This is a genomic window from Bradyrhizobium sp. CCBAU 53338 (genome assembly GCF_015291665.1).
Taxonomy (GTDB): Bacteria; Pseudomonadota; Alphaproteobacteria; order Rhizobiales; family Xanthobacteraceae; genus Bradyrhizobium.
The window spans coordinates 1,909,530-1,935,323 of the sequence record NZ_CP030048.1; the positions used below are offsets into that span (position 1 = coordinate 1,909,530).

A 25,794-nucleotide genomic window follows, 5' to 3' on the forward strand; every position below is an offset into this window, starting at 1 on the left:
AGCAGTGTTCAAAAAAATTCTGATCGCCAATCGCGGCGAAATCGCGTGCCGGGTCATCAAGACCGCCCGCCGGATGGGAATTGAGACGGTTGCGGTCTATTCAGAGGCCGACCGCGACGCCCTGCATGTCGAGATGGCCGACGAGGCGGTCCTGATCGGCCCGCCGGCGGCAGCCGAGAGCTACCTTCTGATCGACAAGATCGTCGACGCCTGCCGCAAGACCGGCGCCGAGGCCGTGCATCCCGGCTACGGCTTCCTGTCCGAGCGCGAGGCGTTTCCGCGCGCGCTGGAAGCTGCGGGCATCGTCTTCATCGGCCCGAACCCGGGCGCGATCGCCGCGATGGGCGACAAGATCGAATCCAAGAAGGCGGCCGCCAAGGCCAAGGTCTCGACCGTGCCGGGCTATCTCGGCGTGATCGAGGACGACAAGCACGCGGTCCGCATCGCCGACGAGATCGGCTATCCCGTGATGATCAAGGCCTCCGCCGGCGGCGGCGGCAAGGGCATGCGCATCGCGCATTCGAAGGGCGAGGTCGCCGAAGGTTTCAACCTCGCCAAGGCCGAGGCCAAGGCCTCGTTCGGCGACGACCGGGTCTTCGTCGAGAAGTTCATCGTCGATCCCCGCCACATCGAGATCCAGGTGCTGGGCGACAAGCACGGCAACGTGATCTATCTCGGCGAGCGCGAATGCTCGATCCAGCGCCGCAACCAGAAGGTCATCGAGGAAGCGCCGTCGCCGCTGCTCGACGAGACCACCCGCCGCAAGATGGGCGAGCAGGCGGTCGCACTCGCCAAGGCCGTGAATTACGATTCCGCCGGCACCGTCGAATTTGTCGCAGGGCAGGACAAGAGCTTCTACTTCCTTGAGATGAACACCCGTCTCCAGGTCGAGCATCCCGTGACCGAGCTCGTCACCGGCATCGACCTCGTCGAGCAGATGATCCGCGTCGCCGCCGGCGAAAAGCTCGGCATTGCGCAGAAGGACGTCACGCTCACGGGGTGGGCCGTCGAATCCCGCCTCTATGCCGAAGACCCGTTCCGCAACTTCCTGCCCTCGATCGGGCGCCTGGTGAAGTATCGTCCGCCGGCTGAGGTGAGCAAGGACGGCATCACCGTGCGCAACGACACCGGCGTGCAGGAGGGCGGCGAGATCTCGATCCATTACGATCCGATGATCGCGAAGCTGGTCACCCATGCCCCGTCGCGCGCCGCCGCGATCGAGGCGCAGGCCACCGCGCTGGATTCCTTCTATGTCGAGGGCATCCGTCACAACATCCCGTTCCTGTCCGCGCTGATGCATCATCCGCGCTGGCGCGAGGGCCGGCTCTCCACCGGCTTTATCGCCGAAGAATTCCCCAAGGGCTTTTCGGTGCGCGTGCCCGAGGGCGAGGTTGCCCGGCGGATCGCCGCGGTCGGCGCCGCCATCGATCACGTGCTCGGCGAGCGCAGGCGCCAGATCTCCGGCCAGATGGGCGGCCGCGTCGTGCAGCGCGAGCGTCGCCGCGCGGTGTGGCTCGACCGCCAGGAGATCCAGCTCGAGGTCGCGCGCGAGGGCGAGGCGATCGCGATCCGCTTCCTCGATGCCGAAGGCAAGGCGGGCAATGCCCATCTGCTGCAGTCGCCGTGGAAGCCGGGCGATCCGGTCTGGCAGGGCACCATCGACGGCCATTTCGTCGCGGTGCAGGCACGGCCGGTTCCGAATGGTATCCGTCTTGCCCATCAGGGCGTCGAGGTGCCGGTCTATGTCTGGACCGAAGCCGAGGCTGCCTCGGCTCGCCTGATGCCGGTGACGACGGCGTCCGACAGCGGCAAGAAGCTGCTCTGTCCGATGCCCGGCCTCGTGGTCTCGATCGCGGTGAGCGAAGGGCAGGAGGTTAAGGCCGGCGAGACGCTGGCGGTGGTCGAAGCCATGAAGATGCAGAACGTGCTGCGCGCCGAGCGCGACGGCACGGTGAAGAAGGTCCACGCCAGCGCCGGCGCGACGCTGGCCGTGGATGCGCTGATTGTGGAGTTCGAGTGACTGCGCCCCTCGACGGAACGCGATTTGGGAAAGGACGCGCGATGACATCTCCGAGTGATTGGAAGACGATCGTCGAGAAAGAACTCGGCGACTCGTACGCGGAACGCCGGAAACATCGCCATCAAGCCGAACTACACAGCGTCAGACCTGACGGCATCGGTCATTTGGACTCGTTGCCTGGCATGCCGCCTTTCGTCCCACGGCCCGCAGGAAGCCGGAGCGACACTGAGTCAAGCTTTGTTTTTACGCTCGCCAGTTCGGCATTCCACACGTCTGTAGTCGCCTGGGCTCGGCTGCTCGAAATTGGCCGAAGTCTTGCAGATTGGACCGAATCCTATCGCTGTTCTACGGTTTAGAGTTCCGTGTTGTAGCTCTACAGTCAAAAGATCGCATCCGAGATCGACCAGGCTGGTGGTGGTCGCTATGAGCGAGACTATCTGGGTTTCGCGCTTCGCCCATTGTTGCGGTCACAGCTTTTTCGATGCTCGCCGTAGGTTCGGAGCGCCCGCCGCAGCTGCAGAGGTACCGGACGTTGCGGTACGGTAGCCGTAATCGGGGTGAGTACCTAGTATCTTATTAGTGCTTTCATGCGTTCGTTCGGCGGATAGGCGTTCATGTACTTGACGCATTCGCTCTTGGGCTTCGCCTTCAGTCCGACGCTGCGATTGCTGCTGCCCGTCTGAGCATTCAAGCGTTGGTCTATGTTCTCTAGAATGGCCGAGCTCTGCTTGAACTTGGGATCGTCGGCCTTGACGTTCTTTGCTACCGCCGCGACGACATTCCGTATGTTGGTGAAGTCCTCCGCGTAAACGAATGGTGCCGCCCTGGCCAGCGCGCCGAGCAGGTTCGCTCGAGCGTTGACGCCGTACTCGGCCGTATCGAGATCGCCGTCGAGTAGCTGGACGAGTGGGACGCAAGTGTATTCCTCGTCCATCACATTGCCCAAGATGAGAATCGAGTTGAGGCGTACGTCGTAGTTGTCGCTACGGGCTCCGACGGTAAGTACGGCGAAGGTGTCGATGCTCTGCCATTTGCGGAATTCGGCCTGATACCCAGCGATAGTATCACCGTTGGTCGGTCTGCCATCGGTAGGGGCCTTGCCGGCGGCCTCCTCGGCGGCCGCAATCTTGGTGGCGATCCGCCGCAGGGCCCCCGTGGCGGCGAGGTATCTGGCCCTGGTCGACGAACCGACGGATGCGGCCCTCATACTATCCTTGAGTCCTGTGACGATCGGTACAAGGCAGCCGACGGCGGTCTTCCAGTCCGTCAGGAGAGATTCGGAAACAACCGGCACGCTCGATCCGCTGGACGACGATACCTCCCTTTCGTATTGCGCGCAGACGGCGCGGTCCTGCGCGAAAGCAGCGCGACCTCCCAGTGTCATCAGCGCCAGCGAAGCGAGAACGATCGTGAAGGATTTCATTGGGCCTCTATCAACGGGGGCGGGAAATTTGGCTTGAGTGTCTTGGCGCTCGGTTTCGCGTTGTCGACCAAGCGACTGGTGGCGATCAGCTCCTTAGCCCGCTCGACCTGCTGGAGGTTCACACAGATTCGAACTGGATAGGCGGGATAGTCGATACCTCCGTCGTTGCTCCTGAAGATGCGCTCATCAAGCCTGATGAGAAATTCGGCTTTTGCCGCGGGAAGCAAGGTATCGGCATTGCTGGTCGACTGCACTCTGTAGAAGTCGGCTGAAATCAGCTTCGCGGCGGCGCGCTGATCCAATTTGCGCGCAGCCTCGCGGTTTTCGGGCGTTGGGCACATCCCCTTGTCGTCGACCTCCACGCGTGGCGACGGATCGCCTTCCGATTTTGAAACCTCGAAGGGCAGATATGGAACGAAAACTTCCAGATTACGCCCTTTCCGCGCGGCAGGGACGGGCGAGCCGTCCATCTCGAAGAGAGCCGCGTACTGGCTCACGTCGGTGACACCGTCACCGCCTTGCACAAGCACGCGCACAAACTTGCGTTCCGGCTGGAAAGCATCGCGCATCTTAGCGGAGTATTGGATGATCCCGAAGGCTACCGCGAAGGCGACTATGCCAGCGCCTCCCGCAATTGCCACGTTGTAGCCGGCACCGGAATTGAACTGCCCCATACCCTGCGTGCCCGTTCCATAGAGCATCAGGGCGACCCCCAGAACTACCCAGACGAAGGTAATGCCCGCGTGGTTCGTGGACATGTAGGCCTGTGCCATATAGATCAGGCCGGCGCCGACGATGATGAAGAAAAGCCCGCTGGTGAAGAAGGCAGCTAGTCGACCTAAAGGTTTTGCACCGCTTCCAGCGGGCACTGTCTGTTTTACGAGAAGCTCCCTCATTTCGGACAGGCGCGCGTCGACCGACTCCATAAATTCCTTCTGGGACGGCTGTGCAGCGCCGGACTGATTGTTTTGGTCGGGCTGGCCGCCGCCTTGTGCATCCGCCATGGTCCTCCCCCGATCGGCCTCTCTACACGGGGAGCTTTTCAGATTGAGCTTCGCCTAGTACCTAGTGAACCTCCTAGGTTCGCGTCCAGCGAAGCAGTTGGCTCCGCCTAATTTCGGAGCTGCCGCAAGCCGCTGTGCCGTCCCGAAAGAAACGGCTACGATAGCGATTAGCTCACCGCTTCAGCTACGATCCCGGTCGTTCAGTCTAAAAAAGCTGCTTCATCGCCTTCAGTGGAACTTGGGGTGTAGTGCGTACGAGCTACCCGGGCTCACAGACCTGTCCTGGCAATCGGTCGCGAAGAAAGTGGATCTCCGCGCGTCAGGGCGTTCGAGTAAGCACGAATTTCATGGGACCGCCGTCGCACATCCCGTCGGACATTATCACCACCTCGTAGGCATCGGGATCGTCCCGAAGGATAGCGAGCGCCTCCGGCTTCAACTCCTCGTCGCAGCTCCGCAGCTTCACGCCGCTGAGATCGAGCTGAATAGGATCCTTAAGCTTCGCGACGTCGGTCGGCCGCCCGTCCCAAAGGCCCAGAAACCATCCGACGTTTTCGTGGGCGGTGTCGTCATCGGGGCCCGCAAGAACCAAGATGCCATCTTTCACCGGAGCCAAGTCTCGGATGCCTCGGCCTTCACCCACCTCGACGAAGGTGACAGAAGCTTTCGGCGCTGGTGTCTCGAAAAACTCGCGCGCGTTTGTCGTTAGGATGGGCGCCGTGGCATTTTTTGTCGGTCCACGGAATCCGAAATGCAGTTGTCCGTCCCGCGCCGCGATGCCTTCGATATTTACGCCGCGTTGCCCCTTCAGCTCCGGAGCCTTTGGCGGGGGCTCCCTGCCGAGGCACTTCTGCTCGCCTACATGGTCGGCAAGCGCGGGAAGCGAACTCATCAGGCTCCAGAGCGCGCCCGTTTCCTTGCGGTCGGACGGGACGGCCTTTCCGGAAACGGGGTCAATAGGGAACCGCAGGACGTATCTGCTCCCTGGGTTGCTTTCGCAGGTCTTGCGCTTCGCGGAGTGCGATCCGGTGACATAGAAGTATTTGCCGTCAGTTGACGCTCCTTCCGCGTCCAACTCCTCGTCGGAATTCCGCAGCGGGAGGGAGGTGTTGTCTATGACATAGCCGGTCGAGGAGAGCGTGACATACCGGGCTTCGACGCCCTCGTCGAACACGACGAGGCAGGGCGCTCCCACCGGCCCCGAACAGGCTATCCCGCTTAGCGCACGACGCATCTTTTTGGAGTGCGAGGAAAAGTCGAAGGCGCCTGCGTCCCATGGGCCACTGACGGGAGCGACGGCGTTTGCTGAGCGGGCGCTTTCGGTCGGTACGAGGAGGTTGATCAATAAGCATAGGAAGGCTGCGGTTCGCATGGCTGTCCCCCTAATACTTGACGCAGAAACGTTCGTGACCTCTATCTTCGAACCATGAGCCCGGATGGGCGGCGGTCATACTCGGGAATGCCCTAGGGTCCGGTACCTCCGCCGACCGCGCGCAGCCCCGAAATGAGGAAGGACCGGCGCGTGCCGGACCTTCCGGTGGTGGTTGTGTCATCACGTGCAGCGACAGCCTGGTTTCCGTCATGGAGCCGAGCCGGCACTTGACCAGGGACAGTTTGCGCTGATCTCCTTGGTCTCTGGCTTGATAGCATATGGGACGTAATGGGACCGGAAACATGGATACGAACGAAACACCCGCAGACGTGACGGGATGGCTGGAGCTTCAGCTGGCCAAAAAACGGCCAGCTATTGTCGGTTCGCTGAGCCTGCGTCGAAGCCCGTGCATGCGCGAGAATTGCCCAGCGTGTCAGTCGGGTGAGAAGCATCCGAGCCACGTGTTGTATGGTCGTCACAAGGGACGACGATTTTCGATTTATGTTCCCGACCAGTTGGTGCCGGAGGTGCAACAATTTTTGGACAACGGGCGCGCGCTTCAAGATCTGCTGTATGACTTCACAGAGCGCTACATGAAGGCGTTGAAACGGGCGAGGACATCGACGAAAGAATCGGCTGATTGATTTGCGTCGCGATGATCCGACCATTCGGCGTCAACGTATGCAAGCTATGTTCATTGATTTCCATCACTCCCCGGCGGAAACTCGACGCTCAATTTGCTTGAATGGTGCTCGACATGGGGCGCGGGCCCGGAGCGATACTAAGCGGTGCCGCTTTCGGTCTCGGTTGACGGGGCCGAGCCGGAGATGCGCTCGGCGCCGGCGGAAGTATCGAAGCGACCGCCTCGTGAGGCACCGATTTCCGCAATCTTATTTCTATCCTGCGCCGCTGCGCCACATCGCCGCCTGAAGTCGTGGAAAGAGCGAGCGTTTCGTCCGTGTTGATGAGCTGGGCACCAGAAAGCGGGATCATCTTGTAGTTGGCCAGCTTCGGCGACTGACGGAGCACACTGACAACCGACACCGCTCTGGCAAGCCCGAGCCCTGCGTTGTCGACGGGCGTCAGGCGCGCGATGTCCCCTCCGTTCCGTAAGATGGTCGCCAGGTCACGGTCGAGGTTGGATTGCCTGGAGGGAATAACAGGCGAGGGCGGCCTCGAAGGATCGGGTACCGCCGGAGCGAGCTGCCTGACCCCGAACGTCTGCTCGTCGGTGTGTCCGACCACCTCGATGACGTCGACGTCGTACTTCTCTATGAAGCGCAGTATCTCGTCGGGCATCGTCGTCAGCAGAGCGTTGCGAAACGGCGCCGCGAGTTCGGCGCTTCCCGTCTTGAAGTAATAGCCGCCGGCTTCGCTCAACGTGATGATAGGAGGCCAATTGTGCCCGGAAGGGCCGGCACCCGGTGCGGACCCGCGGCCGATCAGATCTGCCAATTCCTGGGGCGATGGCACTCGACCGTCCGGCATCGCGCGCTTCATGGCTGCGACGATCTCAGCATCGCGAAGCGCCTTTTCCAGATCGATGCCGCTTGATTGGAGAGTCGTCATGGCGGCAGCCTTGTCCTTGATTTCCTTGAGCGAGGAGCCATCCTTCCGGAGTTCTGAAATTGCGGCCTTGCTGTCCACCAGATCGCGCCAGAACTCGTCCATCGCGCCGGCGTCCGCGCCCGCGGCGTTGACGATCTTCTCGGAGAGCGCTGGATTTTGTCTCAATGCGTCCAGCACGGCTTGATCGCGCTTGCTCTGGGCTTGATGCCGCTCGATCTCCTTCTTCGCCTCGTCCAATTTGCTCCGTTCGGACCTGAGATAGGTCGCCATGGCGATGAGAAGGCAGAACACCAGCAGCAGCATGATCTCGGCCATAGTCAGGCCGAGAACTAGTCCCTGCCTATACGAAGATCGTTGTTGGTTGATCTGACCGTCCATCGTCGTCGATCCATTCGAATGCAGTATTGCTATTTCGCCGTGCCTCCGGGCGACCCGCCCCAGGGTCCGGATCTGAAGGCCTCCTGTTGACGAGCCGTTTCGGCCGATCGCAATTCCGCGATCAGACGTTCGGTTGCGGAAGCGATGTCCTGGGTCCGTTTCAGGTTTGTATCCACCATCTTCGCATGCGTCTCCGCCCCTTTGCTGAAAGCGTTGACGGCCCTAGACAGTCCCTGGATCATCGGAGAAAGCTTGATCTCGATGATCTGCTCTGGAGTCTGCATGGTTTCCAGCTTGGCGGCCAACGCTTCGATGGCCTTGATCACCGAGCGGGTACTCTCCGCAAGCTGATTGGCATCGCTGGCAAGCTTTTTGGAAGCGACATCGAGCGACTGAGCTATCCGGTTGTTCAGGGATTCGATTGTGTCTCCGGATTTTTTGGAAGCCTCCTCGAGCGGCTTGACCGAGTGGTCGGCGAACTGCTTGAGCTCGCCTGCGACGTTCTGTCGAGCCTCCCCCAAAATGCCCTTCATCTCCTCCATCGCATCGGTGATGGACTGCTGGGCTGCTCTTCGGAAATATGCGAATTCGAGGACGGTGCTGTCGAGTTCACGTCTCACCTTGCGCGACGCATCCGCCAGTTCCATGCGTGCCGCCGCTTCCACCTCGATCGGATCACGCCTCATCTGATTGAAGAAGATGCGCAACGCGATGCCCGCGATGGTCGAAGCGATCGCGATGCCGAAGTTCTGGACGATCTGCTCCGCGGACCCGTTGGCCGAGAACTGATAGAGGGATACCGCCAGGCTGGTCAGCGTGAAGAGGAAGCCCATGTAGTACAGATTGTCGCCCGACTGGTCGTCACGGAGCCGCATCAAACGGGCGATCCCCAGCACTAGGGCGTAGGCTATCATGACGAGCACCGGCACGGACGTGACCAGCAACGCGCTGAGACCCACCAGCTTCGAAAACACGATGTAGCCGCAACCGGCGAGCACGACGGCGAAGAAGAAAAGTCCGCCCGCAAGACCATGTGGGATGCGCGACTTCGTATCTGAGGGTGCCACTGAGCTATGTTCCCTGAAGGCGGTGGATGGCGACCAGAACGCCCGCGTTATCTTTCACCCAGGCATCCCAGAAGGAGACGTGACGGGCGGTTTCCGGCATGACGTTTGGCCTGCTCACGTAGTCGATTGTCACGAGCGCCTGATGAAGGTCGGTCCTGTACTTGAGATATGCCGGCGACTGCTTGAAGCGTGGATAGGTGAGATCGGCGTTCCGATACTGACTGTACTCGCGAGTGTGCTCGATCATATCCGAAATGACGACCAGGCTTTTCTTGGCCGAGCGGCTTTGCGAGGTCGAGAACTGGTCGATGGCGATGTCCTGGATCGCGGCCATGATCGGCGAGCTGTTTGCCTTCGCGGACGATAGGCTGTTCCGGATTGCCTCGGCTGCGGGTTTTCGAAAGCTTTCTATCCATCGCATGCGGGCGATCCGGGGATTGTCGGTCCATTCGCTGAGGCCTACTCCATCGCCCGGATTGCATTTGGAGAAGAGCGATCGGCTGCGGTTGCCTTGGATATCGAGAACCCGGATGTCCAGACGATAGTACGGCGGCAAGCCGGTGACGAGATCATTCAGGATGCCCATCACTTCGCGTGTGGTAGTCGGAGAGAGATCGTCGGAAGTGTCGACCAGCACTACTGTGATGCCTTCCGGACCGGCGATCGGGCACAGCGTGTTTCGGTCCAGGGCGGGCCTGGAAGGCATGGAGTAATAGAGGGCACCGAGAGCGATTACGGCTACCACCGCCACGAACAGCAGCAAGACGCCTCCGATGACGGAGGCATCCACACTCATGCCTTTCTTCCTACTTCGACGTTTTGCCATTCCCATTCCCTGCCTCTGGGAAGAAGTCGTCGATTTCTCTGTACGATTGGACAGCCTTGTCGAACGCGTCGTTGATCGCCCGAATTTGTCCTTTCAGGAGTTCCTGCGTCTGAACGATCGTACGGTGGAGTTCGTCGCCGGCGGCGGGCTCCGGTCCCGAAGTCGCCGGCACGATGCGCTCCATCGCGTAAGGGCGGTCGAAGTGCGATGGCGCGGGCGTGGAGCGAGCTTTTCGGTTCGCTTCGCGGTAGGTCTGAAGCAAAGCGTTGCAGGCGCGCTCGATGTGGGACTGATGTTCGGAGAAGCGTTGGGCGAGGCGGCTCCTGTCACGCAGCATCGCGTCGAATTCCGATCGACGGACCGTCAGGTCGTGAACAGCGTCGTTCATCGCTTCCGACGCCCTGTCCCGGATATCTCGCAGGCTATCGATCAGATCCGACTTCGCATCGGTGAACTTGGTGCTCGCATCGCTCCACCGCCGCTCCAGACCGGCATAGCCGATGTACGGATCGAAGTACGTCAGGCCATCGACCATGGCGATAAGCGAAAATACGAATCCCACGCCGAAAAGAAGCCACGACATGACGTCCGTCAATCCCAACGGAGCAGCTCGGATGTGCTTGAGCACTTCCTGGCCCACGTCGATGGCTATGTCGGGCGGAATCTCCCGAAGGTGGGCGAGAGTGAGATTGAGTGTGACGGCGAAGACCAAATACCCGATCAACCCGACGACGCCCACCAGCTTCAGGAACGGATTGCGCTGATTGATCAGTCGAACCGGGAGCAGCCCCCACAGGAAGCTGACCAAAATGTTGAATGCAGCGAACACGGTGGCTTGGACGGCACCGCCGACGTAGCCGAGCTCGTTGGCCTTGGCGAGAAATGTTCCATTGATCACGATCTCGACCACGAACAGGACCGCGAGCACGCCGACCTTGAGATAGATCTTGCCCCAGCTCGCAAGACGGGCCGGACGTGTAATGCCGTGCTTCTTGCGGAAACCATCCCTTTCCAGTTCGGATTCGTTCAGCCGTCGGCGCAAGGCGAAGAGTTCGTCTCTGCCTAGAGTCGCTTCCGCTGCGAAGTCACCGACGGCCTCCGGAGCCGCCTGCTGGATCACCGCGAAGCGTTCCTCGAAGTTGAGCGCGGCGAGGCGCTGGTCGTACGTATGAAGATGCTCAAGGTAGATTGAATGGGCATCCTGTTTGTGCGCTTCGATACGCTCGACGATCTGGTGTTCGACATCGTCCATCGTGCCGGCGCTTTGTTGCGGCCGGCCGTCCGCTCCGCGTTCGGATCCCCGCTGCGCCAGGTTCATCTCGCGGGCGACGGTCTCGACGTTCAGGTCGAGAAAGACCTGGGTTGAGGGGCGATACGGATGCTGAGCTTGACCGAAGAGCTCGCGAAGGCGGGCTATGGGTGACGGGCGATTTGCGGGTTTCGAAATCATCTTATCGCATCAGAGTTTCGAACGCCGGCAGCCGGCCGCCACGGCTTCCGCTTCTGAGCAGAACCAGCGCCTCGTCTTGGTGTCCGTCATGACCAGCCGATCGTAAAACTGCCCGCCAGGCAAATGGTAGATGCATGCAGGCGTCGCCCGCAGATTGCCTTTGATCGTGCAATTGGGGGCAGGGGGCTTCTCCGTCAGAGATCTGGCGATCATGGTTTTTTGCGCGTCGGTGGGCACTGAATTGGCGCCGAGCACGAGCGTGGCGGAGCCGCGTCTCCTCCAGTCCCATGGTGCGACGAAGGACCCCTTCCACAGCCCGCGCTGGGCGGCGCGCGCCACGTCCTCGTCGGTCACGTAGTTCAGGGAATATCGCCGAAACGCCAATGCCCAGCCTTCACTCACGAGCCAACCGTTCAGGTCCCGGCCCTCGACGAAGCAGGTCCCCAGCGCTCGTCCATACCGATCGGCGCCGGATGTTCGGCACAGCCAGGAGCGACCGGCGGAATGGTGTTCCAATGCCGAGCGAGCTTCGATACCGCATTGCCAAGTTTTGCCTGCTTGATCCAAGCAGACCTGATCCATTTCGGGTGCGTCAATGCCCTGCAGACGGATTTTGAGGGCGCCCACGTAGACGGTGTCAGCATCGACGATTTGGGGAACCCCGTTCACCTCGGCCGCGCACGTGGGCAGGATCAAGGCGAGCCAAAAAAAGGCGATCAACCGCATCTTACTGTTCCCCCAACAACCCCAAACCACGGTATACTGCAATCTTTATTGAAAACCACGGCGCGAAGCAGCTATGCGACCAAAGTCCACGGTATGTCGAGGTCTGCCGACGAGGCCGAGCGACGCAGACCAAGGGTTTTCCCTAGGAACGGTGTGTAGCAGAGCACGCGAAGGGGGGGCAGAAGATTGATTCCGGTCGGACCGAAGAGCGACAATGGCGGCTCTCTTCGAATCGATGGACCTGGAGGCCTCGCATCATGCGTTCCAAGAAACTTGAGCGCTTCAAGACCAGTGGTAGCGGAAAGCTTCTGGAACTCGGCATTCCCTTGCCGACGACATTAGATGGAATGGTCTATCGCTTTTCGCCCAACCCCGACGCGCACCTCAGACACTTGCTGCTGGGTCAGCGCGCCGAAGGATTCTTGTTCCGACCGAGCCTTCTGGCCGGATGACTCACTCGCCCCGAGCATCAGGCACGATCTGCCGCTTACAGCGGTCAACGCGCGGACGATGACGAGTTCACGCATCCGGACGACATCGAGGCAGCGAAGGAGCTCGTGGGACATGCTGCTCATGCGGACATGCAGGAAGCGCTGCACGACATGTCTTCGGGTCTCGAGCGTCGGCCTTCCGGCAACAGCTTCCTCAAGATCTCGGCCGGTCCGAAATCCATGCCGAAACCGACGGTAAGGCCGTCGAGAACCTCGTCGGCGGCAGCGGCACAATGGCCGGCGTCACCCAGTTCGCCCACACTGCCGATTCCGGCCAAGGCGTGACCGCGGCGTTCTCGGCTGAAGATGCCAGCCAGTAGTATCAGGCCGGCAACATCAACATGACTGGCGCGACCGCGTCCGGCATGCTCGGCGGCTCCTACGGCTCCAATGCGGTCGGCGGTTCGCGTTCGCCGAACCTCGTTGGTCAGGTGCGTGTCGATCAGGCCTTGGCTATTCCACGCGTCGGTAGAAGGGAAGGCATCGGATAGTAGGCTCACACGGCAAGCTGTTTACCCATCTTCCGAGCAGATAGGCGCGGAGAGACAATGGTCGCTCCGTAACCGTCAACCCGTTGAAAGAAGGCGGAGGCCTTAGGTACGAAGCATGCCGTACTCGGCCCGGTAGCGGCATATCAGATCCCACCGAGTTCATTCTCTTGGCCTCGTTCGCACAGTCCTGCACAAGCCAGACTGAGGCCCAGCGCCCCATTTGGACCAGTTTCAGTCGGCAAACTCCGCGATATTGTTGGCGGTAAAGCAGCGATATGCTAGGAATAGCTGTCTGGGTACGCGGACGCGTAAAAGATGCCGCAGGATGCAAACAACGAGGCAGTTGTTTACATTGTCGATGACGACAGCTCGCTCAGACGTGCGCTAGATAGCGTGTTTCGGTCCGTTGGGCTGCAGACACGTTGTTATGGATCGGCGCAGGACTTCCTCGAAGCACAACCTGTCGATTTGCCCGGATGCATTGTGCTCGATGTGCGGTTGCCTGGCATGAGCGGGCTCGATTTCCAAACGAAGTTGGCAGATCTCGGCAACCAACTGCCTGTGGTTCTGATGACGGGTCGTGGTGATGCTCCGGTGTCGGAAAGGGCGATGAAACACGGCGCCGTAGATCTGTTGATCAAGCCCTTCCGTAATCAGGACATTCTGAACGCGGTCGCTATAGCCATCGAACGCGACCGTCAGCGGAGGACCTCGCCCCGGATTTGAAGGGCTCGTCGGCGGAAGTGGTCGAGTTACTACACTGGCTAGTGGAGCTCAGCGACCCGATAGACTGTTTAACGCGGTCTCTAGGCAGACCCTCGTGAAAGCGTTGGAACAGCAATGACAGCAGATGTTGGGGTGACACCTGAGCCTTTCGAGATCCTCGACCTTGTCGGGGAAAGCGTCTTCGTCCGCGACTTCGATGGTTGCATAAAGGCATGGAACAAGGCGTCAGAGACGCTGTACGGCTACGTCCGCGAGGCCGCCGTCGGGAAGTTCGCAAGTGTCATCCTGCACTGCGACTATGCCATTTCAACAGCCGACGTCGAAGCCATTTGCCTCGCGACGGGCCATTGGGAGGGAGAGGTTAAGCGGAAGTCGGCGCAAGGCAGGCAAATGCTGGTGCACGTTCACTTATCCGTACGATATGACCCGATGGGCAAACCTATCGATATCGTTGAGACCGGGCGGGACTTAGCCGGATCGACGGACTTCGAACAGGCATCGCGGCTCAGCGAGCGTCGCTATCGCAACTTGTTCCAAGCCATGGCAGCTTCGTTCTGGGAGCTTGATGTCTCGGACGTAAATGAGAGGTTGCGGGCGCTGCGCAGATCTGGCGTTTCCGATTTCAAAAAGTTCTTCATCGAGAATCGTGGGTTTGTACGCGAGATGATGAGGTCTGCGCGCGTGGTGGACGTAAACGACCAGACCGTGGTCCTATTCGGTAGAGGTAGTAAAGGTGAACTCCTTGGAAATATCGAACCTTTTTGGCCCGAAGAAAGCGAGCACGTCTTTATCGAAGCGATGCTGAGTGGGATCGCACGGAGGCCCAATTACTGGATGGAATGCAGGTTGCGCCGAATCGATGGCACTGTCTTTGATGCACTCTTCACGATCGCCTATCCGCCTAGGGACCTGATCGGGGGTACCATCGTGGTAGGTGTGATCGATATCACCGAGCGCAAGAAATCCGAACTGGCGCTCCGTGCGAGTGAGCAACGGTACCAGAACCTCTTCAAGGCGATGGCTGTCTCGTTCTTCGAGCTCGATCTCTCTGGGGTAAGGCAGGTAATCAGACAACTGCGGACTGCGGGCGTGTCTGATGTCAAAAAGTACCTCCGCGATAATCCAGGCATTATACGCGAGATCATGCGGGCTACGCGGATCGTAGACGTGAATGACCGCAGCGTTGTTCTCTTCGGCTGCGGGCGCAAGGAGGATCTGCTCGTATCACCGGAGGTGTTTTGGCCCGAGGAGAGTTGGCCAGCTTACATGGAGGCCATCCTTACATTCCTCGATCAAAAACCTAGCTTCTCGATCGAAACCCGGCTTCGACGACTCGATGGCACGGTCTTCGACGCTGATTTTACTGTCTGGTACTCGCCGGAGAACAGATCGGCGGGCTTGGCGGGAGTGCTCGATATTACGGAGCGCAATCGAGCGCAGGAGATGCTGCAGCGTGTACGTGGTGAATTCGCGCACGCGGCGCGCGTCTCCATGCTCGGCGAACTTTCGGCTTCGATCGCGCATGAAGTGAACCAGCCGCTGGCAGCCATTGCCTCGAGCGGAGAAGCGAGTCTAACTTGGCTCGGACAAGCCGAGCCCGACGTCGACGAGGTGCGCGAACTTATCAACCAAATTGTGGCGGATGCCCATCGCGCTGGCGATGTGATTGCCCGAATCCGCTCCATGGCCGAGCATCGCGCGCCCGAGCGCAGTGCGGTGTCGCTCGACGAGGTTATCCGGGAAGCGCTTCTCTTCATTCGCCCCGAACTGCAAGCGCGTGCGGTGGTGGTATCGCACCAACCCTCTCGTTGCTCGTCATTTGTCCTCGGCGACCGGACGCAACTTCAGCAGGTGATTGTCAACCTAGCGGTCAATGCGATGCAAGCGATGGTGCAATCGGATTGCCATAAGCGGAGGATCACGATTCGAACCGCAGTCGCGGACCCGGCAGGTGTTAGTTGTGTCGTCGAGGACAGCGGGCCGGGTATCGATCACGACAACTTCGCCCTCTTGTTCGACAGTTTCTTCACGACCAAACAGCACGGCATGGGTATGGGACTTCCGATCTGCCGCTCAATCATCGAGGCGCACGGCGGGTGCATACGGGCCGAAAACGTCAGCACTTCGGGAGGTGCGCGCTTCTCCTTTGTTTTGCCTGCTGCCAAATAACCTACTTGAATCGCTCGCCAGACGCTCGCTGGCGGTAAGCATATACGCCGGATTTGCGGCCGCCCGCATCCGAGGCTCAGCGCTTCGGATCCCGGAGGCCACCTTCCCGCCGGCATCGCGGTGCGACGGCTCAGCCGACGCCGGCGAGGCGGGCTCGCTGCCGGCCCGCCAGTACCGGTCAGCCCAAGCGACACAGGTTCGGAAAAACGTCAGTTGATCGCTGAATCAACACGATATGCCGGATAGCCGAAGATGATTCCTCGCAGAGCGAAGCGGAATCCCCGACGCGACGAAGTCGCGGCCAGCTAGTCCTGGCGTACCCAAATCTGCGAACGCCCCAGCAGCGACACGCCGACGTAACCGCGCACGTCGAGCTTCTTGCCCCCGTCACCCAGACGAATTCTGCTGCTGTAGACCTTGCCATTGTCCGGATCGAGGATCTTGCCGCCAGTATATTCGTCGCCGTCCTTCTTCAGTCCGCTGAGGATGACCAACCCGATCACTGGGGCGTCCTTGAGCGCACCTTCGCATTTTTCACATTTCGGATTTCGATCTTCGGATGGGCCGGGAAATACTTTCTCGATCTTGCCTTGCAGGGTGCCGTTCGATTCCGTTATCCGGATCAGCGCTCTCGGTTTGCCGCTGACGTCATCGATGTTTCTCCACAAGCCGACCGGCGAGGTATTTTCTGCCCAAGCCCCGAAGGACGTGAGTGCAGCGGACAGGGTGAGGGCGATAACGCCTGATCGTTTCAAAATGCGCATTCTGGTGGTCTCCAAGGGGTACGATTATCCCGGGCACGGCTGCGATTGTCTCGCTACCGTGCAACCTGATTTCATTGAGGTGTCGCCAGACACCTCGGGTGCAGTGTAGTTAGGTGTTCACGTCGACGACCGTGCGGCCCTGGACTGAGCCTGCGAATATTTGGTGCGCCACATCCGGGACCTCTGCGAGGCCGACCACCTGTACCGTCCGGGCAAGCTTGTTCAGGTCTAAATCGCCTGCCAAACGCGACCACGCCTCGATGCGGGCGTCCTGTGGGGCGTTCACCGAATCAATGCCTGCAAGCGTGACGTTGCGCAGAATGAACGGCAGAACCGTTCCGGGAAGATCGACGCCCTGGGCCAGGCCGCAGGCCGTCACTACGCCGCGATATTGCGTCTGTGCCAGCGTATTTACCAGCGTATGACTGCCGACTGAGTCGATTGCGCCAGCCCAGCGCTCGCGCGAAATCGGGGCTCCGGGCTCCGAGAGCGTCCGCCGATCGATGACCTCGGCCGCGCCGAGGCTCCGCAGATAATCAGCTTCCTCAAGGCGTCCGGTCGATGCAACGACGCGATAGCCAAGATCGGAGAGGAGTGCGATCGAGATGGACCCGACGCCGCCATTGGCTCCGGTGACGAGAATGTCGCCGCGCTGCGGGGTAACGCCGCCATGTTCGAGGGCGAGCACCGACAGCATCGCGGTGTAACCGGCCGTGCCGATCGCCATGGCGTCCTTTGTCGAGAACGGGCTCGGGATCTTGACCAGCCACTCGCCCTTGAGCCGCGCCTTCTGCGCGTATCCACCGTGATGGGTCTGACTCAGTCCCCAGCTGTTGGCGACGACGCGGTCTCCGACTGCGATGCCTGAATAGGAGGAGGCTTCCACCGTTCCAGCGAGATCGATACCGGGAACAAGGGGAAACTGGCGAATGATCTCTGTGCGTCCACTGATGGCCAGCGCATCCTTGTAGTTCACCGTGGAATATTCGACCGCGACTGTGACATCGCCAGGCATGAGATCTTGCTCGTTCATGTCGACCACGCTGGTCGAAATTGTCTCGCCTGTCTTTGCTGCGAGCAGTGCCTTGAACGTCATCGTCTACCCCGGGTCGGTGTTGCGCTGGCCACAGACCTAGGATCGCGCCTCCCCGGTGCAAGAAGGCACAATTAAAGCCGATACTATCATTTATGGTGGTGTCCACGCGCACCGAGGTGCCGGCTCCGGCCGATTCGATAGCGGCCAGAAGTTTGCCGAATCGGCGCTCCAAGGCGCGAACAGGAAACCTGAGTATGTCCTTGTGCCCGTTGGCATATCGCATGCCGGCTCGCTGTATCGATATCTATTGTATTAGGATCGTCATGTGATATGGAGAGCTGCAACTGAACAGCCCGTTCAATGAGATCGACGGCCCAAGACGCCGGCGGACTGAACGTGAGCGGAGAGTTTGGCGCAGGCACTCCGGACCTGTCGGAGCGCGCAATGGTTGTAGATGTTGTAAGGAGGCGTCCATTCGTCCGAAACGGTTCGACGCGAAGAGCGGATGTGCGGTCGGAGTGACGTTGTCCGTCATTGGCGGTACGTGGAAGCCGCTGATCCTGTTTCATCTCTTTGCCGGCAAGAAGCGGTTCATGGAGCTGTCGCGGGCCATTCCTAACGCCACGCAGAGGATGTTAACTCTGCAGCTGCGCGAGCTGGAGGCCGATGGTGTGATCGTACGCCATTGCTATCCGCAGATTCCTCCGAAGGTGGAATATGAAATCTCTCCCTTCGGCCAAAGCCTCGGGCCTATTCTGCTTTCGCTCCGGAGTTGGGGCGAACAATATGGTGGTTCAATCGAAGGCGTCTCCCAGCCCCACTGCGCCTGTGGATCAGCAGCGCAACGCGTGCTCCCTATGACGTAAAATGGAGCGATGCGTGCGGGCGTGGTCGCATTAGGCTTGAAAAAGACGACGAACTCGATCTCGGCTCCGGTGCGCACAACCGCTCGCAGTCGGGCTATTTTCCTCGGCCAACTGAGCACTGTTGCCTTCTACGCGAGCATGCCGAGACAGGGTATCGGGACGGTTTTGATGGGCGCGCGCTTGCCGAGTTCTATCAGATCGTCATTCGTACCGGCATCTTCGCCCTGACCCTGGTCGCCGCCAACAGAACCGTGGTCAGCTTCTATCAGAGGCTCGGCTTCGTCGTTTACGGCGACCCCAACGACCCCATGCCCAAGGTGATCCTGCCCGCAGCGTCGGTGGTAGAAGCGATCGAGGGCGCCGGTCCCGTCAATCCAATCCTGTAAGCCTGCGCCTCCGGGAGGGCGCAGCTCCCTAGGAGTGCGATCCGGACGCCTTAGCGGGTCACCGCGAGAGACCCAGGCCAGCCCGCGCTGCTAAGCTTACGAATAGGGCTTGCCGTTTTTTCCGATAGCGTGCGATTTTGAATCGTCAGCCGGTCGAATTGCTATACGGTGGGCTTCTCAGGCGGGAGGCATTTCATGTCCGACAATGCGACGACCGTTCTTGTGCGCGCAGTTTTAGACGAGGATTGCGCACACGTTGCCGTCAGCGAAACCGGCATTCGTGCACGTGTGGCGTCGAAGATCCTGGAGACCGCCGCTCGCGGCGATACCTCGGTCGATCGTCTTAGATGGGGGGGGCGCCGGGCCCTGACCGATGCGCCCACGATGTGGCGCTAGGCGCGCGGCCGTCGGAATGAATTTTCAGGTCACGGTGCTCAAGATTCTCGTGAGCTATCCGGGCGGCTTTGCCGTCATGGCTGACTTGAAACGTGACATGGCCATCCTCGCGACTAGCGGCAGGGATTGGTCCGAGCGGACCACGCGTCTCGCGGCGTGCGTACCTGATCTGAACATCTTCTCGCAAGGGTTGGTCGAACGAACCGACGGGGGCTGGCGCATCACCGATAAAGGACGCGTCATTCTGGAGGTCATGGAAGCTCGTCCGCGCGATCCCGAGCCGGCGACCGAAGGCCCCTCCTTCGCATCCATCTCTTCTGCTGCGCCCCCGCTACCGCCGCCAACTGCCGCGCGCTTGCCGAAGCGCGAGCAGCGGAGGCGTCGACGCGCTGCTCGCGCCTGTGCCCGAGCAACCGCGGTCTGATGGACGTCGTACAAGCGAGGAACGACTACGGTTGCCCGGCGGATCTTGATCGTACCCGGCGCTCCACCATCTGGAACGCCTCCCCTTCAACGCCATGATCTTTCGACGATGAAGTTGCCTCGCCTTAGCTGCCGCTTCCGTCGGTCACATCGCCGATCCGGCAGGGTCTTCCTTCACGCCCCGCGCGACGATCCGGAGCGCGCCATCGGGTAGCGGCCGCTGTAGCTTCAACGCCTCTTCGGTAGGCGTGGTCATCCAAGTCTCTACCTCGTCAGGCGTGGTCAGGACCACCGGCATCGCCTTTGGATGGATGGCGCCGACTTCGGCGTTCGGCTCCGTCGTCAGGAAAGCGTAGATATCGTTGGTCGTTTCGCCTTCCTTCACTTTCCGCACCGACGTCCAGTTCGTCCAGATGCCGGCGAAGCAGGCGAGGGGACGGGTCTCGTCGATCGCGAACCAAATGTCACCACCTTCGGACTTGTTGAATTCGCTGAAGCTGTTGAACGGGACGACGCAGCGGTTGGCGGGCCCAAGCCAACGCGTCCAGTGCTTGCTTTTGACGTTGCGGATGTTCGTCGTGCCGCTGTCGGGCTCCATCCGGAGCAGCTCGTTGAAATCGACGGACTTGCCCTTGGCTTCCAGCTTCGCGGCGCGCTTCTTGGTGGCTTCCAGAAGGGCTTGTTGCGACGAGGGCATGCCCCAACGCGCCGTCGCGAGCTCGCGGCCTTCTTTCCCGTTCCGCACGATCGGGGCTGTGTAGTCCGGAAACACGCCGGCCATTGGCGCGAGATTGCCGACGTATCGGTTGACGACCCGAAACAGCGCACTGATGGCGGCCTGGTTTGTCGTGATGGAATAGAGGTTGCACATGTCAGGGATCGGATGATGGGTGGCGCGGACGTGGAGCCAGTTGAAGCAGCGTGGCTGGGGGGCGGCGACCAGCCTTAGCACACTTGCTGCAACGAAGGCGGCTTGCCAAGTCGTGCACGAACGTGGTGGGTTGATGGCGCAATGCGGCGAGATCGACGTCGCGCTTTGTCTTGCAGCGAGAGCACGCGATTTCTAGCCACGGGTAGCCGCCGTTGATGGCCTGGTCGACGCCAGGCGATGGATCGATCGGCTCGCCGTCGGACCACATGCGCTCGTTCCAGCTTTCGCAGAGCAGCCTGTCCGCCGTCCGGATCAGGGCCTCGCCCTCCGCCCTCGCTTCCGCGGACTTGGCGGCAAGGATCGTAGTCATTGCCCGGGCTTTCCCGAGCTCTTTGCTCAGCGCCTTTCGGTCACCTCCAGAGAGGGGCGTGGCATGGTGCTTCGGTGCCATCCGGGCGCCTTCGGTTTGCAAAGCAACGAACCATATGTCGACTATGCCGCCCGGCTCGTCGCCCGAACGCTTGTACCCGACTGAAGGTCATGGACGATCGTCGCCGGCTCGATGGCCATGGCAATTTCGCAGAGATGACGATGGTGAGTGAAGTAGACGACCTGGCCGACGGCGGCCATCCCGGCGAGCAACCGGAAGGCTTCTTCCGCCCGAAAATCGTCGAACGTCTCCATGATGTCGTCGGCGAGAAAAGGGCCGGGCGTGTGGGCGCGTACGAATTCGTGATATCCGGCTACACGCAGTGCCAGGTACAGTTGGAAGCGCGTGCCCTTCGACAGCTCGGAAGCGATTTTTGAGCTGCCGTCGGATCCCTTGGCGATCAAGAGCTCGCTGCCATTCGACGGCTGCGTAAGAAGCTCGGTGTAGGAACCCCGGCTGATCAGGGAAAATGCCTCAGACGCACGCTTCATCATCGAACTACGATGTCGGTCGCGATAGGCGCTCAAGGCCCTATCTGCCGCCGCAATCCCGAGCTTCAGCCTGAGATAGGCCAATGCCTTGTCTTCGATGGCGAGTAGCACCGTACGCCGTCTCGCTTCTACGCGCGCGATAGCGGCGTCGCCGCCGACGGCGGCTATTCTGTCTTCAGCCCTGTTTCGTGCGGAGAACAGGTCGCGGCTCCGACCGTCCTCATCTTCGAACCGCTGCTTCAGGGCGATCAATTCCGCTTCCAATGAGACGCGATCGACCGCGTCGAGCATGCATTCGGCTCGCTCGATGGTTTCCGCCCGACTTCCCTGAAGCAGTTCGTCGCGGGCCTGGATCAAGCGTGCATCGAGATCGGATCTGCGGGCGATCGCGCGCAAGCGACCGTCGACTTCCGTCAACGATGCGACGCCAAAGTGGCTCGTCATGAGGCTCGCCCGGGCATCCACCTCCGCACTTTCATCCGCAAGCGCCCGCGCCTTGTCCTGCTCCGCGACGAGTCGCGCTTCGATCTCCGTCCGTCGGTCCAGTATCTTCGCCGTGGCCCCGATGCAGTCCATGACGGCATGACAAAGTCCGAGAACGTCCGAGGAGTCTTGCGGCAGCCCGATCAAGGCGGCGAGCGCTTCGACTTCGGTCTGAAACTGGATCTGGTCGCGCTGCATTTTCGTGATGCGGTCCGTCAACTCCGATCGCTTTTGCAGAGCCGAGTCCAACTCCGCGAGAGCTTCGAGCGTTTCGCGCACGATGGCGGTCGTGGGTCGGATTTCGCGTTGTCCGAGCCAACAGGAAGCGCAGATCTCCTCCCAAGCCTTGCTCCAGGCTTCCTCGGCCAGCCGGGCATCGCCGAGCTTCCGCTCGCGAAACCTCAGCTCGCGTCGCCGATCCTCGATCGCCGCACGTGCGTTCTTGGTGTCGACGGTGCGATCGAGCGCTGCCTGGCCGGCCGCCAACATCGCGGCGACGTCATCGTCTTCGCGGATTTGCACGCCCGCCGAACGCATCATGCCGGCAACCCGCTCCCGTGAGACAGCGGCTTCGGTCTGCGCATCGTGAAACTCTCGTTCGGCCGCCAGCAGTTTTCGGTGGGCATCGACCGCCGCGTCGCGCTTCCGTACCCATTGGTGCAGCCCCGATACTCCGACCGAAGCGTCGAGGCCGTGACCGATCGCGCTGATCGCCTTCTCGATTTCCTCGGTCACGGCCATACGCTTCTTCTGGCTCTCCTGAAGCTGCCGACCGAGCTGCGTCAGGGCCGCCCGGATCTCGGCTTGCTCCAACAGAGCATTGTTCAATTCGGCGATGCCGGCCGTATGGGTGAAGCGCTGCTCTGTGATCAGATCGAACTTGCGCATGGCGTCCTCGAACGCGGCCGCCGTCGTCGCGTCCAGCTCCGCCTTGTGAGCGGCCCAGGCGGCTTCGCGCGCGGACCGCGCTTCGCCTGCGTCCTTGTCGCTGACGAAGCCGACCATGGCACCGAGCGCCGCGATTCTCGCATCGAGACGTTCTGCCTGGGCGGCGAGGCGATCCTGTTCGCCATGTCGTGCCGTGATTTCTTGGGAGAGGTCCGCTTCAATCGCTGCCCAACGTTGAAGCTGTGCTTGCGTCGGCACCGACGCCTCGCAGAGGGTAATCCTGTCTCCGGCCCAAGGACGTAGGTCGGCCAAGTGATCGTCGAGTTCATTCGCGCGCTCGCGACACATGCGATGGGCCGTACGCAACCGAGCCGCGTCGCCGACTTGGCGAGCCGTCGCAACGGCCGCGGTCAAGGCGCCAGTTGCCGCCTCGTCGAAGCCTGCGTCGCGCCCTTCGATCTTCATTTCGGCGAACGACAACGCCACGGCCGCCTTGTCGACTTCGGCTTCGGCCGCGGCGAGATCGGCCTCCACCCCAGAGCGTCGCTCCATCAGGTCCCGAAGCGGTCCAGTGACGGCGGCCGGCAAGATGAGCTGTGCGGCATCCTGCTCCGAGGCATGATCGATGCGGCCGAGAATCCGCAAGATCGTTTGTTCGGCGACCCCGAGGCGAAGACGGCGATCGGGAAGGTCCTTCTCCGCCGTAATGTGCCTTGCACGCAGGTCCATCAGCAACTCGGCGCGCTTCTCCAGCCCGCAAGCCGAAACGTTCACGACGAGCCGTTCGAGCTGCTCCCGCAGATCGACGATGCTCTCCGCGATCGTTCGCGTCTGAGCCGCCAGCGTCGTCTGCCGGGTCATCAACTCCGGAAGATCGTCGGCCCAGGTAGATGGCGCGTCGGCCAACGCGGCGAGTGGAAGCAGATCCGCCCGAAGAGACCGCAAGGCTTGAAGTCTCGGCAAGGCGTTGAGGAAGCGTTGCACTTCGTCGATACGGGCCTGCGTCCGGCCGCGCTGGGCGATAGCCTCGGCGTACGCGGAAGTCGCTTCGTCGCGCTCGATGACGAGCCGGGAATAGTCGGAAGCGAGCGTGTCGGTCCGATCCCTCTCATCCTTGAGCGCTGACAACTCCTTCTTGAGGTCGGCAAGGAGCCCCGATCGTTTTCCCGACCGGAAGAAGCTTTCCGCTTCCGATCTTGCGGCGCCTAGCCTATCGCTGAGATCGGCGAGCCCGGCTGTCGCGGAGAATAGTAGATGACCGAGGTCGCCCTTGCTGGCGAGAATGCTTTCTCCGCCCGCTTCCAGCGTCTCGTCGTCGAGGCTGAACATCGTCTGATACGCGCCGCGATCTAAGCCGCCGAGTTCGCCGAGCAGTACGGCATCCGGAACAGGATTTCCCGCATCGTCGAGTAGGCTGTTGTGCGGCGCCTTGATCCGGGAAAAGGCACGTACGGTCCCGAGGATATCGAGTTCGGCCTCGATGCGCATCGCCGGATATGGATGCAGAAAGTTGAACCGACTTGTATGGCCAATGCCGTAGAACAGGTCCATGCACGCCGACATCGCGGTGGACTTGCCGGCCTCGTTGGGGCCATAGACGATGTGGAGATCGGAGGCGCCGGCCGAGCATTCTCCGAAATCGATGACCGCGTCGGTGAACTTGCCGTAGCGGCGAAGGCCGAGCTTTCGAAGGCGCATCAGCGGACCTCCTGCGCGCTGCCGACGGCGAGCCGTGCCAACACTTCTTCCGACCCCTCGCTGGCGAGGCGACCGACAAGCAGGTCCAGGCCGGTCTCGTCCGGAGCCAGGCTCCGTCGGCATTCCGGGGGGAGTTGCGCCAGAAGGTCGTTGACGATAACGCCCGCTTCCGCCCGAAATGCTTCCGATCCGACGATTTCGTCGCTCATCGTCCTTCGCAGAGCTTCGACCGGATCTGCGCTCTCCGCATCATCGACGACCGATCTTCGGCAGGCGGTGTCGATTTTTTCGATCCAGATGTTGCCTATCGCCTCGGCCCGCGTCTCGGCTTCCGTGCGCAGAAGATCGGCGTCGCGACGGAAGGTCCATGCCATCGGAGTCGTTCCCGAAAGGGCAAGTCGCGCAACCGTGTGATCGGATGCCGATCGACCGGCGGCTTCGACCAAAGCTCTGTCGATCCGAGCGGCCAAGTCGGGCCACGACGCGGCCCCGGAGGCGTCAACGGAGACGCGCTCGAATTGCGCCAAGCTGACGATGCGTTCTTCGATCTGTATCGATCCATCGTCGAGCACGCTGGCCAGCGTTACCGACTTCGGACCATGTTCTCCGACGTCTCGTCCTTGCGGAATGCCGGGCATCACCACCGTGCAAGGTCCCTCGATCGTAGAGCGCTTGTGGATGTGCCCGAGCGCCCAGTATCGGAAACCCGATGAGAGGAGCTCGGCAGCGCTGCACGGCGCGTACACGTCGTGAGGAGGAGAACCGTCGAGGCTGGTGTGCATGAGACCGATGTTGACCGCGCCGGCGACGGGCGGGCGATATTTGGAAAGAAGGTTTTCCGGTGCGTGCGGCTTCGCGAAGCTGAGCCCGTGGACCGCGATCGGCCGCTCCCCGCGATCCCGCGGGATCTCGACGAACTCAGCGCGCCCGCCGAACAAGTGCACATTTCCAGGGAGGACGAGCTCCTTCGTTATCTTCGACAGCGCGTCGTGATTGCCGCGGATGATGAAGACCTCAATCCCGGCCGAATGCAGGCGGAGGAACTGCTCGGCGAGAAAGCGCGCCGTCTTCATCGAAGTCTGCTCGCCGTCATAAAGATCGCCGGCGATCAGGAGGGCGTTCACCTGCTCGTCGAGACACAAGTCGACGATGCGCGAGAGCACTTTACGGCTGGCGTCGCCCACGAATTCCGCCAGCCGCGGATCGCGCAGAGCGAGCGAACGCAGCGGCGAGTCCAGATGGACATCGGCTGCATGCACGAAGCGGTAGGCGGTCATGATGGTTACTCATCCTGAGTCGAATCAGCAAAGTTTACTGCGCCGCGCGAATCGCGATTCGATTGTCATCGAC

At 61.1% G+C, this 25,794-nt stretch carries 23 protein-coding genes and 1 pseudogene; 10 read left to right on the forward strand and 14 right to left on the reverse strand.

Annotation, left to right across the window (positions count from 1 at the left end; all coding sequences use genetic code 11):
* Nucleotides 1-4 precede the first annotated feature (4 nt).
* On the forward strand, nucleotides 5-2,020 hold the full coding sequence (locus XH90_RS09050) for an acetyl/propionyl/methylcrotonyl-CoA carboxylase subunit alpha (RefSeq protein ID WP_194480558.1): 2,016 nt from the start codon (nucleotides 5-7) through the stop codon (nucleotides 2,018-2,020).
* A gap of 565 nt (nucleotides 2,021-2,585) precedes the next feature.
* Here the strand turns inward: XH90_RS09050 and XH90_RS09055 are convergent.
* The 3 genes from XH90_RS09055 to XH90_RS09065 all read right to left on the reverse strand — a co-directional run bounded on the left by XH90_RS09055 (nucleotide 2,586) and on the right by XH90_RS09065 (nucleotide 5,819).
* On the reverse strand, nucleotides 2,586-3,443 hold the full coding sequence (locus XH90_RS09055; protein WP_194480560.1) for a hypothetical protein: 858 nt from the start codon (nucleotides 3,441-3,443) through the stop codon (nucleotides 2,586-2,588).
* A complete protein-coding gene (locus tag XH90_RS09060) occupies nucleotides 3,440-4,447 on the reverse strand; it encodes a hypothetical protein (protein WP_194480562.1) in 1,008 nt (335 codons plus the stop codon). The genes XH90_RS09055 and XH90_RS09060 overlap by 4 nt, the downstream gene beginning before the upstream one ends.
* Before the next feature lie 319 nt (nucleotides 4,448-4,766).
* The gene (locus XH90_RS09065; protein WP_194480565.1) at nucleotides 4,767-5,819 is read right to left on the reverse strand and encodes a DUF3616 domain-containing protein; all 1,053 of its coding nucleotides are present in this window, start codon (nucleotides 5,817-5,819) and stop codon (nucleotides 4,767-4,769) included.
* 302 nt (nucleotides 5,820-6,121) lie between these two features.
* Here XH90_RS09065 and XH90_RS09070 point away from each other — a divergent pair, with 302 nt between their 5' ends.
* A complete protein-coding gene (locus XH90_RS09070; RefSeq protein ID WP_194480566.1) occupies nucleotides 6,122-6,463 on the forward strand; it encodes a hypothetical protein in 342 nt (113 codons plus the stop codon).
* Between the two features lie 88 nt (nucleotides 6,464-6,551).
* On the opposite strand, the gene XH90_RS09075 is transcribed toward XH90_RS09070, so the two are convergent.
* Genes XH90_RS09075 through XH90_RS09095 form a run of 5 tightly spaced genes read right to left on the reverse strand, consistent with a single transcriptional unit; the run spans nucleotide 6,552 to nucleotide 11,835 of the window.
* Nucleotides 6,552-7,766, reverse strand: a complete 1,215-nt coding sequence (locus XH90_RS09075) for a hypothetical protein (RefSeq protein ID WP_194480568.1) — start codon at nucleotides 7,764-7,766, stop codon at nucleotides 6,552-6,554.
* 29 nt (nucleotides 7,767-7,795) lie between these two features.
* Nucleotides 7,796-8,833 (reverse strand): hypothetical protein, encoded by a 1,038-nt coding sequence (locus XH90_RS09080; RefSeq protein WP_194480570.1) that lies wholly within the window; start codon nucleotides 8,831-8,833, stop codon nucleotides 7,796-7,798.
* Nucleotides 8,834-8,837: 4 nt separating this feature from the next.
* On the reverse strand, nucleotides 8,838-9,629 hold the full coding sequence (locus tag XH90_RS09085) for a hypothetical protein (protein ID WP_194480572.1): 792 nt from the start codon (nucleotides 9,627-9,629) through the stop codon (nucleotides 8,838-8,840).
* Nucleotides 9,630-9,639: 10 nt separating this feature from the next.
* Nucleotides 9,640-11,109, reverse strand: coding sequence for a hypothetical protein (locus XH90_RS09090; protein WP_194480574.1), 1,470 nt, complete (start codon nucleotides 11,107-11,109; stop codon nucleotides 9,640-9,642).
* 9 nt (nucleotides 11,110-11,118) lie between these two features.
* Nucleotides 11,119-11,835 (reverse strand): thermonuclease family protein, encoded by a 717-nt coding sequence (locus tag XH90_RS09095; RefSeq protein WP_194480576.1) that lies wholly within the window; start codon nucleotides 11,833-11,835, stop codon nucleotides 11,119-11,121.
* A 257-nt stretch (nucleotides 11,836-12,092) separates the two neighbouring features.
* On the opposite strand from XH90_RS09095, the gene XH90_RS09100 reads away from it, so the two are divergent.
* From XH90_RS09100 to XH90_RS09115, 4 genes and pseudogenes are all read left to right on the forward strand, one after another.
* Complete coding sequence (locus tag XH90_RS09100) at nucleotides 12,093-12,287, forward strand: hypothetical protein (RefSeq protein ID WP_194480578.1); 195 nt, start codon at nucleotides 12,093-12,095, stop codon at nucleotides 12,285-12,287.
* A 248-nt stretch (nucleotides 12,288-12,535) separates the two neighbouring features.
* Nucleotides 12,536-12,775: pseudogene (locus tag XH90_RS09105) on the forward strand (porin); the annotation flags it as partial.
* A gap of 357 nt (nucleotides 12,776-13,132) precedes the next feature.
* Nucleotides 13,133-13,543, forward strand: coding sequence for a response regulator transcription factor (locus tag XH90_RS09110; protein ID WP_194480580.1), 411 nt, complete (start codon nucleotides 13,133-13,135; stop codon nucleotides 13,541-13,543).
* 114 nt (nucleotides 13,544-13,657) lie between these two features.
* Complete coding sequence (locus tag XH90_RS09115) at nucleotides 13,658-15,712, forward strand: PAS domain-containing sensor histidine kinase (RefSeq protein ID WP_194480582.1); 2,055 nt, start codon at nucleotides 13,658-13,660, stop codon at nucleotides 15,710-15,712.
* Between the two features lie 305 nt (nucleotides 15,713-16,017).
* Here XH90_RS09115 and XH90_RS09120 read toward each other — a convergent pair whose 3' ends face one another.
* Both XH90_RS09120 and XH90_RS09125 read right to left on the reverse strand, forming a co-directional pair.
* Nucleotides 16,018-16,476: a DUF2147 domain-containing protein gene (locus XH90_RS09120; protein WP_194480584.1), complete on the reverse strand. Its 459-nt coding sequence runs from the start codon at nucleotides 16,474-16,476 to the stop codon at nucleotides 16,018-16,020.
* Between the two features lie 109 nt (nucleotides 16,477-16,585).
* The gene (locus XH90_RS09125; RefSeq protein WP_194480586.1) at nucleotides 16,586-17,572 is read right to left on the reverse strand and encodes an MDR family oxidoreductase; all 987 of its coding nucleotides are present in this window, start codon (nucleotides 17,570-17,572) and stop codon (nucleotides 16,586-16,588) included.
* Nucleotides 17,573-18,030: 458 nt separating this feature from the next.
* Here XH90_RS09125 and XH90_RS09130 point away from each other — a divergent pair, with 458 nt between their 5' ends.
* The 4 genes from XH90_RS09130 (at nucleotide 18,031) to XH90_RS09140 (ending at nucleotide 19,584) form a co-directional block, all read left to right on the forward strand.
* Complete coding sequence (locus XH90_RS09130; RefSeq protein WP_371748330.1) at nucleotides 18,031-18,378, forward strand: winged helix-turn-helix transcriptional regulator; 348 nt, start codon at nucleotides 18,031-18,033, stop codon at nucleotides 18,376-18,378.
* Nucleotides 18,379-18,629: 251 nt separating this feature from the next.
* Entirely contained in the window at nucleotides 18,630-18,764 is a 135-nt protein-coding gene (locus XH90_RS39605; RefSeq protein WP_256442511.1) for a hypothetical protein, read from the forward strand.
* A gap of 195 nt (nucleotides 18,765-18,959) precedes the next feature.
* Entirely contained in the window at nucleotides 18,960-19,160 is a 201-nt protein-coding gene (locus XH90_RS09135; protein ID WP_194480588.1) for a hypothetical protein, read from the forward strand.
* Between the two features lie 16 nt (nucleotides 19,161-19,176).
* A complete protein-coding gene (locus XH90_RS09140) occupies nucleotides 19,177-19,584 on the forward strand; it encodes a hypothetical protein (protein ID WP_194480590.1) in 408 nt (135 codons plus the stop codon).
* A 144-nt stretch (nucleotides 19,585-19,728) separates the two neighbouring features.
* On the opposite strand, the gene XH90_RS09145 is transcribed toward XH90_RS09140, so the two are convergent.
* Genes XH90_RS09145 through XH90_RS09160 form a run of 4 tightly spaced genes read right to left on the reverse strand, consistent with a single transcriptional unit; the run spans nucleotide 19,729 to nucleotide 25,721 of the window.
* Entirely contained in the window at nucleotides 19,729-20,454 is a 726-nt protein-coding gene (locus XH90_RS09145; protein WP_194480592.1) for an SOS response-associated peptidase, read from the reverse strand.
* Between the two features lies 1 nt (nucleotide 20,455).
* Nucleotides 20,456-20,905 (reverse strand): hypothetical protein, encoded by a 450-nt coding sequence (locus XH90_RS09150; RefSeq protein ID WP_194480594.1) that lies wholly within the window; start codon nucleotides 20,903-20,905, stop codon nucleotides 20,456-20,458.
* 41 nt (nucleotides 20,906-20,946) lie between these two features.
* Nucleotides 20,947-24,444 (reverse strand): AAA family ATPase, encoded by a 3,498-nt coding sequence (locus XH90_RS09155; protein WP_194480595.1) that lies wholly within the window; start codon nucleotides 24,442-24,444, stop codon nucleotides 20,947-20,949.
* Nucleotides 24,444-25,721 carry a DNA repair exonuclease gene (locus XH90_RS09160; RefSeq protein ID WP_194480597.1) on the reverse strand — a complete coding sequence of 426 codons (1,278 nt, stop codon included), beginning with the start codon at nucleotides 25,719-25,721 and terminating at the stop codon, nucleotides 24,444-24,446. Before XH90_RS09160 ends, XH90_RS09155 begins: the two co-directional genes overlap by 1 nt.
* Between the last annotated feature and the right edge of the window lie 73 nt (nucleotides 25,722-25,794).

What these genes read in the sequence shown, in the direction of transcription:
- XH90_RS09055 (WP_194480560.1), bottom strand. Translation starts at nt 3,443, where the DNA reads ATGAAATCCTTCACGATCGTTCTCGCTTCGCTGGCGCTGATGACACTG.
- XH90_RS09060 (WP_194480562.1), bottom strand. Translation starts at nt 4,447, where the DNA reads ATGGCGGATGCACAAGGCGGCGGCCAGCCCGACCAAAACAATCAGTCC.
- XH90_RS09065 (WP_194480565.1), bottom strand. Translation starts at nt 5,819, where the DNA reads ATGCGAACCGCAGCCTTCCTATGCTTATTGATCAACCTCCTCGTACCG.
- XH90_RS09070 (WP_194480566.1), top strand. Translation starts at nt 6,122, where the DNA reads ATGGATACGAACGAAACACCCGCAGACGTGACGGGATGGCTGGAGCTT.
- XH90_RS09075 (WP_194480568.1), bottom strand. Translation starts at nt 7,766, where the DNA reads ATGGACGGTCAGATCAACCAACAACGATCTTCGTATAGGCAGGGACTA.
- XH90_RS09085 (WP_194480572.1), bottom strand. Translation starts at nt 9,629, where the DNA reads ATGAGTGTGGATGCCTCCGTCATCGGAGGCGTCTTGCTGCTGTTCGTG.
- XH90_RS09090 (WP_194480574.1), bottom strand. Translation starts at nt 11,109, where the DNA reads ATGATTTCGAAACCCGCAAATCGCCCGTCACCCATAGCCCGCCTTCGC.
- XH90_RS09095 (WP_194480576.1), bottom strand. Translation starts at nt 11,835, where the DNA reads ATGCGGTTGATCGCCTTTTTTTGGCTCGCCTTGATCCTGCCCACGTGC.
- XH90_RS09100 (WP_194480578.1), top strand. Translation starts at nt 12,093, where the DNA reads ATGCGTTCCAAGAAACTTGAGCGCTTCAAGACCAGTGGTAGCGGAAAG.
- XH90_RS09110 (WP_194480580.1), top strand. Translation starts at nt 13,133, where the DNA reads ATGCCGCAGGATGCAAACAACGAGGCAGTTGTTTACATTGTCGATGAC.
- XH90_RS09115 (WP_194480582.1), top strand. Translation starts at nt 13,658, where the DNA reads ATGACAGCAGATGTTGGGGTGACACCTGAGCCTTTCGAGATCCTCGAC.
- XH90_RS09120 (WP_194480584.1), bottom strand. Translation starts at nt 16,476, where the DNA reads ATGCGCATTTTGAAACGATCAGGCGTTATCGCCCTCACCCTGTCCGCT.
- XH90_RS09125 (WP_194480586.1), bottom strand. Translation starts at nt 17,572, where the DNA reads ATGACGTTCAAGGCACTGCTCGCAGCAAAGACAGGCGAGACAATTTCG.
- XH90_RS09135 (WP_194480588.1), top strand. Translation starts at nt 18,960, where the DNA reads ATGTCCGACAATGCGACGACCGTTCTTGTGCGCGCAGTTTTAGACGAG.
- XH90_RS09140 (WP_194480590.1), top strand. Translation starts at nt 19,177, where the DNA reads ATGAATTTTCAGGTCACGGTGCTCAAGATTCTCGTGAGCTATCCGGGC.
- XH90_RS09145 (WP_194480592.1), bottom strand. Translation starts at nt 20,454, where the DNA reads ATGTGCAACCTCTATTCCATCACGACAAACCAGGCCGCCATCAGTGCG.
- XH90_RS09150 (WP_194480594.1), bottom strand. Translation starts at nt 20,905, where the DNA reads ATGGCACCGAAGCACCATGCCACGCCCCTCTCTGGAGGTGACCGAAAG.
- XH90_RS09155 (WP_194480595.1), bottom strand. Translation starts at nt 24,444, where the DNA reads ATGCGCCTTCGAAAGCTCGGCCTTCGCCGCTACGGCAAGTTCACCGAC.
- XH90_RS09160 (WP_194480597.1), bottom strand. Translation starts at nt 25,721, where the DNA reads ATGACCGCCTACCGCTTCGTGCATGCAGCCGATGTCCATCTGGACTCG.